This window comes from Mycolicibacterium sp. lyk4-40-TYG-92 (assembly GCF_030209435.1).
GTDB lineage: Bacteria > Actinomycetota > Actinomycetes > Mycobacteriales > Mycobacteriaceae > Mycobacterium.
Genome location: NZ_JARVRX010000001.1, coordinates 233,907 through 246,202 on the forward strand (window position 1 = coordinate 233,907; position 12,296 = coordinate 246,202).

The following is a 12,296-nucleotide window of genomic DNA, read 5'->3' on the forward strand; positions in this document are numbered from 1 at the left end:
AGAACACTCGTGAAGCAGCTCAGCGGCATGGACGCCACCTTCCTCTACCTGGAGACGCCGACCACGTTCGGTCACGTCACCGGGCTGATGATCTTCGAGCGGCCCAGCGAGGAGTTCGACCCGTACACCGCGGTGCACGCGAAGTACGCGTCCCTCATCGGTGAACTCGAACCGTTGCGCCGGCGACTGGTCGAGGTGCCACTGGGTCTCGACCATCCATACTGGGTCGACGATCCGAACTTCGATCTCGACTTCCACATCCGCGAAATCCATTTGGCCCGACCGGGAATGGTCGATCAGCTGGCCGACCAGGTGTCGCGCATCGTCGGCCGTCCGATGGACCGGAGTCGGCCGCTGTGGGAGGTCTACGTCATCGACGGGCTGGACAACGGCAACTGGGCGATGCTGACGAAGTACCACCACGCCACCATCGACGGGGCCGCCGGACAGCTGATGCTCAACATCCTGACCGACACCGAACCGGATGCCACCCCGCCCGGTCCCGGCCCGGCCTGGGAACCCGAACCACTGCCCAGCGACTTCGACCTCCTGCGCAAGGCTGTCATCAACCTGGCGGGCCACCCGGTCAAGGCGCTGCGGTTCCAGACCCGGCTGGTCGGCCAGCTCGCCGACGCCGCCGGTATCGACAGCATCGGCAGCGCCGCCAGCAAGGCCGGCTCGGCCATCAAAGCCATTGCGCGCCTTGGCAAAGAAGACGGCCCGAGGATTCCGTTGCCGACCTCGGCCGCGCCCCCGACGCCGTGGAACAAGCCCATCACCGGGCATCGCCGGTTCGCCATGCGGACCGCGTCGCTGGAGAACGTCAAGCAGCTCAAGACCGCGACCGGCGGCACGGTCAACGACATCGTGATGGCGATCTGTGCCGGCGGCCTGCGCAGCTATCTGCAGGCCCACGACGCGCTGCCCGACGGCCCACTGCGGGCCATGGTTCCGGTGTCGATCCGCACCGGCGACGAAGAGGACCCATGGACCAACCGGGTGTCCGCGATCTTCCCCGAACTGCCGACCGACTGTGCGGACCCGCTGGAGCGCGTGGCCCGCTGCCGTGAGGCGATGCTCGAGGCGAAGCGTCTGCTGGACCTGGTGCCCGCCAGTCAGCTCGGCGACATGGCGCAGGTGTCGGCTCCGGTGCTGTCGACGTCCGCCATGCGGCTGGCGTCCCGCTTCGGGCTGGCGCACCGGATCGCGGCCACGCCGTTCAACCTCGTGATCTCGAATGTGCCGGGTCCCCGCAAGCCCCTGTACTTCGCCGGCGCCCAGCTGGTCCACCAGTTCCCGGTATCCATCGTCACCGAGGGGCAGGGGCTCAACATCACGGTGGTGAGCTATCTCGACCGCCTCGATTTCGGCTTCATCGTCGACCGCGAACTGGTGCCCGACGTGTGGGACCTGGCGGACATGCACATCGACGAGATCGGCCGGCTGATGGCGGCCAGCGGCGCCGAATGGGTGCAGGAGCCGCAACCCGCGCCGCCGCGGCGCGGCCCGGTGCGGGTAGTTCAGCCCGGCGACGCCTACTGACGGGCTCTAATGTTCAAAGGATGAGCGGTTCGGGTGACGAGAGTTTTCTGACAGTCATCGTCGCGCTCGGTGCCAACGCCCTGATCGCGGTGGCCAAGACCGTTGCCGCCGTCGTCACGGGGAGCGCCTCGATGCTCGCCGAGTCCGCACATTCCTGGGCGGACACCGGCAACGAGGTGTTCCTGCTGATCGGCACCCGCCAGTCGGACAAGCCGGCCGATGCCGAACATCGGCTGGGCTACGGCCGGGCGGGCTACATCTGGTCGATGTTCGCGGCCTTCGGGCTGTTCACGGTCGGCGCGGTGGTATCGATCTGGCACGGCATCCAGTCCCTCAAGGGCGAGGCCGAGGCGACGTCCTACGGCTGGGCCTATGCGGTGCTTGCGGTGTCGTTCGTGTTGGAGGGCTCGTCGTTCCTGCAAGCGTTCTCGCAGACGAAGTCCGGCGCGCTCGAGCGACGGATCCACCCGTTGCGCTATATCCGTGTCACGTCGAACCCCATGCTGCGCGCGGTCTTCGCCGAGGATCTGTCCGCCCTCATCGGCATCGTGATTGCGGCGTGCGGCATCTTGGCGCACCAACTCACCGGCAATGCGGTCTGGGACGCCATCGGCTCGATCCTGGTCGGTCTGCTGCTCGGGGTCGTGGCGCTGTTCCTCATCGGGCGCAACATGGATTTCCTGACGGGGGAGACCGTCACGCCGCTTGCGCGCAACAACGCGCTGCTGGCCCTGCTCGACCATCACGACATCGAGCGCGTCAGCTATCTGCACATGGAATGGGTCGGGTCGAACCGGATCTATCTGGTCGCGGCCGTCGACCTCGTCGGTGACGCGGCCGAGTCGAACGTGGCGGCGCGGCTCAACGCCATCGCCGACGCGCTGGCGGCGCGCCCCGAGATTGTGCGGGCGGTGCTGACGCTGACGCGGCCGGGCGACACCACCGATCTGCGTCCCACCGAGCTGCCCGAGTGGTACCGCTAGCCGGGATTGATCGGCGCGCGATGTGCCGTCGCGACCAATGCGCGCGCCAGTACCGAACCGGGCTCGGCGGCGCCGGTGACCAGCGCGACCGTCGCTGTCACCTGGGGTTCGTCCAACGGCACCACCCGCACCCCGTCCGGCGGGCGCAACGTGTGCAGCCAGGTCTGCGGGACGATGCTCGCCCAGCGGCCACCACTGACGTGCGCCAGCAGGGACACCACCGAATCCGCTTCGAGCCGAGGCGTCGCCGTCAGGCTGTGCGCGGCCAGGACGTCGTCGAGCAGCTGCCGGCCCCGCATCCCCGTGTTCAACAGGCACAGCGGCAGTTCCAGGGCATCGGACCACGTCAGCGGATTCGGCTGGCTGGCAAGCAGTTCGGCGCCGGCGATCAGTACCTGCCGTTCTTCGTAGAGCGGCGTGACCGTCAGACCTGTGGTGTCGACGCCGTCGGGGTAGATGATTCCCGCGTCGAGCTCGAACCGGCGAATGCGCTCGACGATGCCCGCCGAGCGCAGGCTGCTCTCCAATTGCACCCGTACCAAGGGATGTTCGAGGCAGAACGGATCGGTCAGCAGGGCCACCGTGCCCGACGCGGCCGGGATGACACCGAGTCGGAGCTCGCCCGTCAGGCCCGTCTGCAACGCGGTGACCTCGTGGATGAGGGCGTCGTGATCGGCCAGAATCCGGCGCGCCCACAACACCAGGCGTTCGCCTTCGGGCGTCAGGCCCTCGAAGCTCTGCCCGCGCCGCACCAGCGGAACCTTGAGTTCGTTCTCGAGCTTGCGGATCGCCTCGGACAGCGCCGGTTGCGAAACGTAGCAGGCGGCAGCGGCGCGCGCGAAGTGCTTCTCGCGGGCGAGCGCCACGAAGTATTCGAGCTGGCGGAACAGCATGAACTATTCGACCACGGGTGATAGGCCTTGCTTATCAGGCTCACGGAAATTGCCCTTGGACGCAGGCGTCGTTTGCCGAGCAGACTTGTCCCATGACCGACCGGAGCATTGAGCAGCGAGTCGATACCGAGGGACACGGCGAGCCCGAGTTCCATCCCTACCACCATCCCGCCGCCGGCTGGGGCGCGGCGATCAGTGTCACGAAGTTCCTGGCCCGCGAGCGCGAACCCATCAGCGGGCCGCACGCGATCATGAAGATGAATCACGAGGACGGTGGCTTCGACTGCCCGGGCTGCGCCTGGCCCGACGACATGAAGGGCCTCAAGCTCGACATCTGCGAGAACGGCATCAAGCACGTCACGTGGGAGATGACGCACAAGCGCTGCGGGCCGGAATTCTTTGCCCAGCACACGGTTTCGGAACTCGCCGAGTGGAGCGATTTCGCGCTGGAAGACACGGGCCGGCTCACCGAGCCGATGGTGTATGACGCGGCGACCGACAAGTACAAGCCCATCAGTTGGCGCGATGCCTTCGACCTCGTCGGCCGGGCCCTGGCGGATCTGGACGATCCCAACCAGGCGTCGTATTACACCTCGGGTCGCCTGGGCAATGAGGCGACGTTCCTCTACCAACTGCTGGCGCGGGAGTTGGGCACCAACAACCTGCCCGACTGCTCGAACATGTGTCACGAGGCCAGCGGCCGCGCCATGCAGGCCGCGCTGGGCACCGGCAAGGGCACCGTCGACCTCGAGGACTGGGAGACCGCGGACGCGCTGTTCGTCATCGGCGTCAACGCCGCCTCCAACGCGCCCCGCATGCTCACGGCGCTGTCGGAGGCCTATCGCCGCGGCGCGCAGATCGTGCACATCAACCCGCTCGTCGAGGCCGGCGCCACCCGGACCATCATCCCGCACGACTTCCTGCGGATGGCGACGTTCAAGTCCACCAAGACCAGCACGCTGAACCTGCAGCCCCGGATCGGCGGCGACATGGCCCTGATCCGCGGTATCGCCAAAGTTGTTCTGGAACAAACGGAAACGGACCCGAAGGCGCTCGACGTCGAATTCATCGAGCGGTACACCAGCGGATTCGAGGCCTACCGGGCCGCGGTCGAGGCCACCTCGTGGGATGAGATCGTCTACAAGTCCGGAGTTTCGGAACGCGACATCCGCAGGGCCGCCAAGATTTACCGCGACGCGGACCGCAGCATCATCAGCTGGTGCCTCGGCGTCACCCAGCACGAGCACGGCGTCGACAGCGTGCGGGAAATCGTGAATCTGCTTCTGCTGCGCGGCAATCTGGGCCGCGAGGGCGCCGGCCCGTCGCCGGTGCGCGGGCACAGCAACGTGCAGGGCAACCGCACCTGCGGTATCGACCACCGGCCGACTGAGGAGTTCCTGGAACGCCTTGCCGAGGTCTGCGACATCGACCCGCCGCTGGCGCACGGGCTGGATACCGTCCACACCATTGAGGGCATGCACAGCGGCAAAGTCAAGGTGTTCATCGGCATGGGCGGCAATTTCGCCAGTGCCGCACCGGATACCGCGTACACGTTCGCAGGCCTGCAGAAATGCGACCTCACCGTGCAGGTCAGCACAAAACTCAACCGCAGCCACGTGATTCACGGCAGGCAGGCGCTGATCCTGCCGTGCCTGGGCCGCACGGAGAAGGACCACCAGAAGGCGGGCATTCAGTCCACCTCTGTCGAGGACTCGATGAGCATGGTGCACCTGTCGGTCGGCATGAAGAAGCCGGCGTCACCGCACCTGCTGTCGGAGCCGGCGATCATCGCGGGTATCGCCGCTGCGGCGCTGCCCGAGAGCCGCACCCCGTGGCAGTGGTACGTCGAGGACTACGACCGCATCCGCGACACCATGGCCAAGGTGCTCAACGGGTTTGAGGACTTCAACCGCCGGGTCCGCTTGCCGCTGGGCTTCCGGATCAAGCAGCCCGCGCGCGAACTGATCTTCCTGACGCCGTCGGGCCGCGCGGAGTTCTCGGCCGTCGAGCTGCCCGACGACACCGTCAGTGAAGGCACCCTGATCCTGGCGACGCTGCGGTCGCACGATCAGTGGAACACCACCGTCTACTCCGACAATGATCGCTACCGCGGCATCAAGAACCTGCGCACGCTGATCTTCATGAACGAGCGCGACATGGCCGACCGTGGCATCAAGGAGTTCGACGACGTCGACATCGTCGCCACCGCACGCGACGGTAGTGTCCGATCACTGCACCGTTACAAGGCGGTGCCGTACAGCATTCCGCGCGGCAACGCGGCCGGGTACATGCCCGAGATGAATGTGCTGTGCGCCATCGGCGATTTCAGCACGCAGAGCGACCAGCCCATCATGAAGAACGTGAAGGTCACCGTGACGAAGTCGGTGGTATAGGGGACAGGCCTGAGAGCCTCGGCTACCGCGTCTGCGGCGTCGGAAACTTGTCGGACCCTTCTGCTTTGATGGTGTTATGTCCACCACGGCAACGGCTTTCGATGTTGAGTCGCCGTCGCCGTGTGAGCGTCTTGATGCGTTCGTCGTGGAGATCGGTGAGTTGATCGGTCAGCGCAATGCGATCGACGGGCGCCTGGTGGAGATCGTGGCCGAGATCGACCGTGACGGACTGTGGGGCGCGACGGGGGCCCGGTCGCTGTCGTCGTTGGTGGCGTGGAAGACCGGGGTGTCGCCGCGTAATGCGGAAGTCATGGTTGCGGTCGCGCACCGGATCGAGGAGTTCCCGCGCTGCGCCGAGGCGATGCGGGAGGGCCGGTTGTCGTTGGATCAGGTCGGGGTGGTCGCCGAGCATGCCGGCGAGGGTTCGGATGAGCATTACGCGCAGTTCGCCGAAAGCGCCACGGTCACCCAACTACGGACCGCAGTGAAGCTCGAGCCGCGCCCGGGCCCCGAGCCGGAATCGAAGCCGGAGCCGCAGCGGTCGATCTCCAAGGCCAGCCACGACGACGGCTCGGTCACCTACAAGATCCGGCTGCCGAAACTGGAAGCCGCGAAGTTCGATGCGGCGCTGGCCTCGCATCAGGAAGCGTTGGTCGCGGACTGGAAACGTAACCACGACGATGATCAACCCTCCGACGAGGCGCCGCCGTTTCCGAACCAGGTCGATGCGTTCATGAGCCTGGTCGAGGCCGGTTGGGACACCGACGTCGCGCGCCGCCCGCACGGTCAGCACACCACTGTCGTCGTGCACTTCGACATCGACCACGACAAAGCAACTCTGCATCTGGGTTCGCTGCTAACCGACGACGAACGCCGTCTGCTGTTGTGCGACGCGACGTGCGAGGTGTGGCTCGAGAAGCATGGTCAGCCGTTCGGTGCCGGTCGGTCGACGCGCACGATCAGCCGGCGGCTGCGCCGGGCTCTGGAGCATCGGGACCGCTGCTGCGTCGTGCCCGGGTGCGGGGCGACCCGGGGCTTGCATGCGCATCACATCATTCATTGGGAGAACGGCGGGGAAACCGAGCTGCACAACCTGGTGTTGGTGTGCCCATATCACCACCGGTTGCACCACCAGGGCGGCATCACCATCACCGGGCCGGCCGATCGGCTGGTCGTCACTGACGCCGCGGGCCGACAACTCGACGGCGGGTCACTCGCGCGGCCACCGACGACGCCCTTTCCCGAGGTGCCGCCGTGCCACGGGCCGACCGGGGAGCGTGCTCAATGGTGGTGGTACCAACCCTTCGAACCGCCACCCACACCGTCAGCCAACTAGGCTGGGCGCCAGCAGAACTGGCGTCGGGCTCTATTCCCGGGTGCCCGGCAACAGCATCGACACCGCGATGGCGGCGGTGACGCCGATGATGGTGTCGATGCCACGAGCGGTCAGCAGCACAAGCGGTTCGGTGGGCGCGGCGAGGTCGGTCATCAGCATGATCAACGGCGTGAAAAAGCCCAGCGCGACGGCGTGGTGGTGTGTCATGAACAACTCGGTGGGGAACAACAGCACCATGACGCAGATTGCCAGCGCGTACTGGCTGGGCTGGGGCACCAGCAGAGCCGCAGCCACGGCCAGCCCGATGAAAGTGCCACCCAGGCGGTGGATTCCGCGCTTGATGCGGCCGCTGGCGTCCGCGGCGGCCAGCGGTCCGGCGGCCGCGGCGATGGCCCAGTTGGCATGGTCGACACCCAGTGCCAGACCTGCGGTGCCCGCGGCGCTGATGGCGAGCCCGTAGCGGCCGGCGTGGATCAGCACTTCGCGCCGGTTCGGCACAGTGAGCCGGGTGACCGGCTCGATGGCCCGCGGCGCGTCGAGCACACCCAGCAGGACACACAACAAAGCTGTTGCGGCACAGAGCAAGATCGCCGACGACGGCGCCACCCGGCCGGCGGGCACTGTGGCGATGGCGCCCAGGGCGAAGACGCCGTAGAACGGTCCCTCCGGCTTGAGCGCGAGGTAGTCGGTCACCACGGATCCGACGGCGGCGAACGTCACCGCAGCGATGACCAGGACCGCCGGTGGCGCATGGGAATTGGCGAGCAGCACGCCGATGGCCACACCGAGGACCAGGATCACTCCGCCCTGGGTCTGATGCGCGAACCGTCGGGAGCGGGTTTCGGTGCGGCCGTACATGCCGGTGATCGCACCGAACATCGCGTAGATGATGAGGTCGGGACGTCCCGCCGCGAGCAGCGCGACGCCCGGGATGGCGAGCCCGAGCGCGACCCGCATTGCCGGCCGGTGGTCTTCCATCGGCGGGGTCATGGCCCGGCGCACGCGCATATAGACGGTGCGCATGGGCTCACTCCGATCGATGAACGACTGACTCAATCAGGCTGTCGTACTCGGGGAGCGGCCGTCAAAGTGGAAATGCCGAGCAGGTGATCGGCGGCGCCTATCGGGGGATCACCCGAGTACAGGGAAGCTGCGGCGCTTGGCCAGCCGGTCCATGCCGGCTTGAATGGCGAATTGCACCTCGTCGTACACCTTGTCGACGTAGGCGGCGTCGTTCGCGCGCGCGGGGTCGGTGTCCACGTAAATCGGGTCGAGCAGCTCGGTGCGGATTTTCGCGTGCAGCGGCAGGTGCATCGGCAGGACCTCGACCGCGAGCGGGAACGGGAAACCGGCGATGATCGGCATGTTGGCGCCGCGCAAGCGCCTTCCGAGGCCGCTCCACTTGGCCAGGAACTTGCCTTCGTTCAGCACGAAGACGGTGTCGTGTCCACCGATCGTGGCCACCGGGACGATCGGCACACCGGACCGGATCGCCTGCTTCACAAAGCCCTTGCGGCCGGCCAGGATCGCCTTGTCACGGTCGCGCCAGCTGCGCATCGCGTCCAGCTCACCGCCTGGCCACACCAGAACGTCACGTCGCCACGAACCGCCTCGACGCGCGACAAGCGAAAGCCCCCAAATCCAAAACGATTTGAGGGCTGTCGCGCCTAACCGCAGGAGCTAGACGATGTAGCTGGTGGCCGCCTGCAGATGCTCGATGGCCTCGGCAGCGATCCGCGGTATGAGTTCGGAGCAGGCTGGCAAATCCTCCACGATGCCCGCCACCTGGCCCGACGCCAGCACGCCCGCCTCGGTGTTGCCTTCCACCAGACCGGCTTTCAGCAGCATCGGGGTGTTGGCCGCCATGACGACCTGCGACCAGGTCAGGTCCTTGCCGTGCCGCATGGCCAGGCCGTCCTTGATCATGGACCGCCATGTCATGCCCGACATCTTCTTGAACTTCTGGGCATTGCCGACGGCGGCGACGAAACCGCGTACCGGCGAACCGCTTTCGAGCTTCTCCACCAGACCGGTGCGCAGCACCCGGTGCGGCATGCCGTCGACGCGGGTCGATACCACGGTGCCGTCCAGTGCGGCTTCCAGGTAGCGCTGCTTGACGGCATCAGGCACCGTCGAGTCGGAGGTCAGCAGGAACCGCGTGCCCATCGCGACACCGGCGGCGCCGTAGGACAGCGCGGCCGCCAGCCCGCGGCCGTCGAAGAAACCACCCGCGGCGATCACCGGCATGCCGGTGCCGGAGACCGCGTCCAACACCGAAGGCAGCAGCAGCGTGGTGGCGATCGGGCCGGTGTGGCCACCGCCCTCACCGCCCTGCACGATCACCGCGTCGGCGCCCCAGCTCGCCACCTTCTTGGCGTGCTTGGCCAGACCGACCGACGGGATCACCACGACACCGGCATCTTTGAGCTTGGCGATCAGCTCGGGCTTGGGAGCCAGGGCGAAGGAGGCGACTTTGACTCCTTCGCGGATCAGGAGGTCGCAGCGGGCGTCCGCATCACCGGCGTCGGCACGCATGTTGATGCCGAAGGGCTTGTCGGTGGCCGCCTTGACCTTGGTGACGGCGGTCTGCAGCTCTTCGAGCGTCATCGTCGCCGACGCCAGAATGCCGAGCCCGCCGGCGTTGGAGGTGGCCGCGACCAGTCGCGCGCCGGCCACCCAGCCCATGCCGGTCTGCACCACCGGGTACTCGATGCCGACCAGTTCGGTCAGCGCCGTCTTGAGCTTGCTCACGACTTGACTTCCTTGTCGCGGAACGACTTCGGGTCGATCACCTCGCGCAGCAGCTGCAGTTCTTCGGCGGTCGGCAGGCGGGTCTCGCCGGCGGTGTCCATGCCGTGCACCTCGAATGAGGTGTTGTCGGCGACCTCGTCGGCCGTCACACCCGGGTGTAGCGACACCGCGCGCATCTGGTGCTCGGGGCCGTTGAAGTCGAACACGCCCAGGTTGGACACCACCTGGTAGACGTTCAGGAAACGGTACGCCGGGTTGTCCGGATCGACCTTGTCCCAACCGATTCCGGACACGATGTCGACCGACTCGGCGAACACGCGCTTGGTGTGGTTGCCCACGAAGTAGCTCGTCGCGTGGTTGATGCTGTTGCCGGGCGCGCCGCGGACACCGAACATCTGGCGGGTCGGCTGCTGGATCGGGCCGAACGCCGACAGGTTCTGGTTGCCGTACCGGTCGATCTGGTTGGCGCCCATGACCACATGGCGACGGCCCCAGGCCAGGGTCTCGAAGACGCGGTTGAACGGCATCCAGCCCTCGACGGCGAACGGGGCGCCGATCGCCGGGGTGTCGGCCAGCATGCGGGCCTCGCCGTCGGTGATCACGATGTCGGGGGAGAAGGTCAGGCGGGCCAGGCGGGCGCCGATCTGCACGACGGTCGTCATGGGGCTGGCCATGATTTCCCCTGCGTCACGGAACAATTCGGCGCAGGCGACAGCACAGACCTCGGCGCGGGTTGCGTCACTCATTTGGCGGCCTCCTTCTGGGCCTCAGCGAACTTACGGACCGCGGCCTGGTAGTCGGCCTCGGTTCCGGACAGGTAGGTCTTGACGAACTCGGCCCAGCTCTCGTCCGAGCCCGCGGCCTCGGCGTAGTGACGCTGGAACTTCTCGTCGCGCCGGTAGTCCGGCTCGTTGGTGGTGAAGTGGGCGCCGTTCGGGGCCTCGACCACGGTGTCGACCATCATGCGGTTGATGATCTGCTGCTGCGGCACAACCGACTTCACCAGTTCCTCGGTGGAGACGATCTTCTCGACCGACAGGTGCCGGCGCTTGGCCGACATCAGGAACAGGTCGTCGAAGTAGGGGTCGATGCCGGTGTAGGCGGCATTGCCCTTCACATCGCCGAGGTTCATGTGCACGAACGCGGCGTCGAGGTTCAGCGCGGGCATGGCGATGAGTTCCTCGTGCGCACCGTCGGTCTCGTACGGCGAGGTGACGGTCTTGAGTTCGTCACCCCAGAAGGCGCGGACATCGCTGCCCAGGCCGGCGCGGATCGGCAGGAACGGAAGGCGTTGTGCGGCAGCTTGCAGGCCACAGCGCAGCATGCCCTCGTCCATCTCGCGGGCCTCGATGGCGCCTTCCGTGCGGCGGCGCGCGAACCACGGGTCGTAGAACGGCGGCGAGTCCAGCGACACGAAGCCGTAGTAGACGCGCTTGACCTTGCCTGCGGCACAGAGCAATCCGAGGTCCGGACCGCCGTAGGTGACGACGGTCAGGTCGGTCACGTCGGTACGCAGCAGCGCGCGGATGAAGGCCATCGGCTTGCGGCGCGAACCCCAGCCACCGATGCCGATGGTCATGCCGCTCTCGATCTCAGCGACTGCGGCTTCGAGAGTTGTTATCTTGTCTGCCATTCTATTTCGACCCCTTGTTGGTCCCCGCGAACTCGTCGCGGTGCTCGTCGGACACGCCGGACAGATTCAGTTCGAAGGTGAAGCCCTGCTCCATGCGGTAGCGCGCGTTGACGGGCTGCACGTCGATGAAGTTCAGTGCCTCCTTGGCGGCGCGGATCACCCGGGTGTCCTTCGATGCGATGTCGCGGGCGACGCGCAGGGCGGCCTCGTCGAGCTCTTCGCGCGGCACGACCTCGTGGACAGAACCGAAATGCTGCAGCGTCGAGGCGGGCACGGTGGCGGCGGTGAAGAACAGCCGGCGCATCATGTGCTGCGGGACCAGGCGCGACAGGTGGGTGGCCGCGCCCAGGGCGCCGCGCTCGACCTCGGGCAGGCCGAATTTGGCGTCGTCGGACGCGACGATGACGTCGGCGTTGCCGACCAGGCCGATGCCACCACCGACGCAGAAGCCGTTGACCGCCGCAATGACCGGGACCTGGCATTCGTACACCGCGCGGAACGCTTCGTAGCAGCCGCGGTTGGCGTCGATCAACGCGCCGAAGCCCTCGGTGTTCTGCATTTCCTTGATGTCGACGCCGGCGTTGAAGCCGCGGCCCTCGGCCCGAAGAATCACGACGTGGGTGCTCTTGTCGCGCCCGGCGGCGGTGATCTGGTCAGCCAGTTCGAACCAACCTGCCGACGGGATCGCGTTGACCGGCGGGTAGTTCACGGTGACCGAGACGATGCCCGGTTCGACTGTCTTGGTGGTGATGGTCATCAGTCACT

General features: G+C 66.9%; 11 protein-coding genes. 4 read left to right on the forward strand and 7 right to left on the reverse strand.

The genetic code is table 11. The features are described from left to right. Positions 1–9 precede the first annotated feature (9 nt). The gene (locus QRN63_RS01175) at positions 10–1,542 is read left to right on the forward strand and encodes a WS/DGAT/MGAT family O-acyltransferase (RefSeq protein ID WP_267320519.1); all 1,533 of its coding nucleotides are present in this window, start codon (positions 10–12) and stop codon (positions 1,540–1,542) included. Positions 1,543–1,562: 20 nt separating this feature from the next. Next, positions 1,563–2,525, forward strand: coding sequence for a cation diffusion facilitator family transporter (locus tag QRN63_RS01180; protein WP_285028892.1), 963 nt, complete (start codon positions 1,563–1,565; stop codon positions 2,523–2,525). On the opposite strand, the gene QRN63_RS01185 is transcribed toward QRN63_RS01180, so the two are convergent. Beyond that, the gene (locus QRN63_RS01185; RefSeq protein ID WP_267320521.1) at positions 2,522–3,418 is read right to left on the reverse strand and encodes a LysR family transcriptional regulator; all 897 of its coding nucleotides are present in this window, start codon (positions 3,416–3,418) and stop codon (positions 2,522–2,524) included. The genes QRN63_RS01180 and QRN63_RS01185 overlap by 4 nt on opposite strands. A gap of 92 nt (positions 3,419–3,510) precedes the next feature. Here QRN63_RS01185 and QRN63_RS01190 point away from each other — a divergent pair, with 92 nt between their 5' ends. Both QRN63_RS01190 and QRN63_RS01195 read left to right on the forward strand, forming a co-directional pair. Then, positions 3,511–5,811, forward strand: coding sequence for an FdhF/YdeP family oxidoreductase (locus QRN63_RS01190; protein ID WP_285028893.1), 2,301 nt, complete (start codon positions 3,511–3,513; stop codon positions 5,809–5,811). 76 nt (positions 5,812–5,887) lie between these two features. Continuing rightward, complete coding sequence (locus QRN63_RS01195) at positions 5,888–7,147, forward strand: HNH endonuclease signature motif containing protein (RefSeq protein WP_285028894.1); 1,260 nt, start codon at positions 5,888–5,890, stop codon at positions 7,145–7,147. Positions 7,148–7,177: 30 nt separating this feature from the next. Here QRN63_RS01195 and QRN63_RS01200 read toward each other — a convergent pair whose 3' ends face one another. The 6 genes from QRN63_RS01200 to echA20 form a co-directional block, all read right to left on the reverse strand. Further along, entirely contained in the window at positions 7,178–8,170 is a 993-nt protein-coding gene (locus tag QRN63_RS01200; protein ID WP_267320524.1) for an FUSC family protein, read from the reverse strand. Between the two features lie 108 nt (positions 8,171–8,278). Further along, positions 8,279–8,731, reverse strand: coding sequence for a lysophospholipid acyltransferase family protein (locus QRN63_RS01205; protein WP_285028895.1), 453 nt, complete (start codon positions 8,729–8,731; stop codon positions 8,279–8,281). 96 nt (positions 8,732–8,827) lie between these two features. Then, positions 8,828–9,898: a (3aS,4S,5R,7aS)-5-hydroxy-7a-methyl-1-oxo-octahydro-1H-indene-4-carboxyl-CoA dehydrogenase gene (gene ipdC, locus QRN63_RS01210; RefSeq protein ID WP_285028896.1), complete on the reverse strand. Its 1,071-nt coding sequence runs from the start codon at positions 9,896–9,898 to the stop codon at positions 8,828–8,830. After that, a complete protein-coding gene (ipdB, locus tag QRN63_RS01215; RefSeq protein ID WP_267318557.1) occupies positions 9,895–10,644 on the reverse strand; it encodes a cholesterol ring-cleaving hydrolase subunit IpdB in 750 nt (249 codons plus the stop codon). Before ipdB ends, ipdC begins: the two co-directional genes overlap by 4 nt. Then, on the reverse strand, positions 10,641–11,531 hold the full coding sequence (locus QRN63_RS01220; protein ID WP_285028897.1) for a CoA transferase subunit A: 891 nt from the start codon (positions 11,529–11,531) through the stop codon (positions 10,641–10,643). The genes ipdB and QRN63_RS01220 overlap by 4 nt, the downstream gene beginning before the upstream one ends. A 1-nt stretch (position 11,532) precedes the next feature. Next, positions 11,533–12,288: a (7aS)-7a-methyl-1,5-dioxo-2,3,5,6,7,7a-hexahydro-1H-indene-carboxyl-CoA hydrolase gene (gene echA20, locus QRN63_RS01225; protein WP_020100810.1), complete on the reverse strand. Its 756-nt coding sequence runs from the start codon at positions 12,286–12,288 to the stop codon at positions 11,533–11,535. Between the last annotated feature and the right edge of the window lie 8 nt (positions 12,289–12,296).

Excerpts from the sequence above, each read along its gene's own strand:
- QRN63_RS01180 (WP_285028892.1), top strand. The coding sequence starts at position 1,563 with ATGAGCGGTTCGGGTGACGAGAGTTTTCTGACAGTCATCGTCGCGCTC.
- QRN63_RS01185 (WP_267320521.1), bottom strand. The coding sequence starts at position 3,418 with ATGCTGTTCCGCCAGCTCGAATACTTCGTGGCGCTCGCCCGCGAGAAG.
- QRN63_RS01190 (WP_285028893.1), top strand. The coding sequence starts at position 3,511 with ATGACCGACCGGAGCATTGAGCAGCGAGTCGATACCGAGGGACACGGC.
- QRN63_RS01195 (WP_285028894.1), top strand. The coding sequence starts at position 5,888 with ATGTCCACCACGGCAACGGCTTTCGATGTTGAGTCGCCGTCGCCGTGT.
- QRN63_RS01200 (WP_267320524.1), bottom strand. The coding sequence starts at position 8,170 with ATGCGCACCGTCTATATGCGCGTGCGCCGGGCCATGACCCCGCCGATG.
- ipdB (WP_267318557.1), bottom strand. The coding sequence starts at position 10,644 with ATGAGTGACGCAACCCGCGCCGAGGTCTGTGCTGTCGCCTGCGCCGAA.
- QRN63_RS01220 (WP_285028897.1), bottom strand. The coding sequence starts at position 11,531 with ATGGCAGACAAGATAACAACTCTCGAAGCCGCAGTCGCTGAGATCGAG.
- echA20 (WP_020100810.1), bottom strand. The coding sequence starts at position 12,288 with ATGACCATCACCACCAAGACAGTCGAACCGGGCATCGTCTCGGTCACC.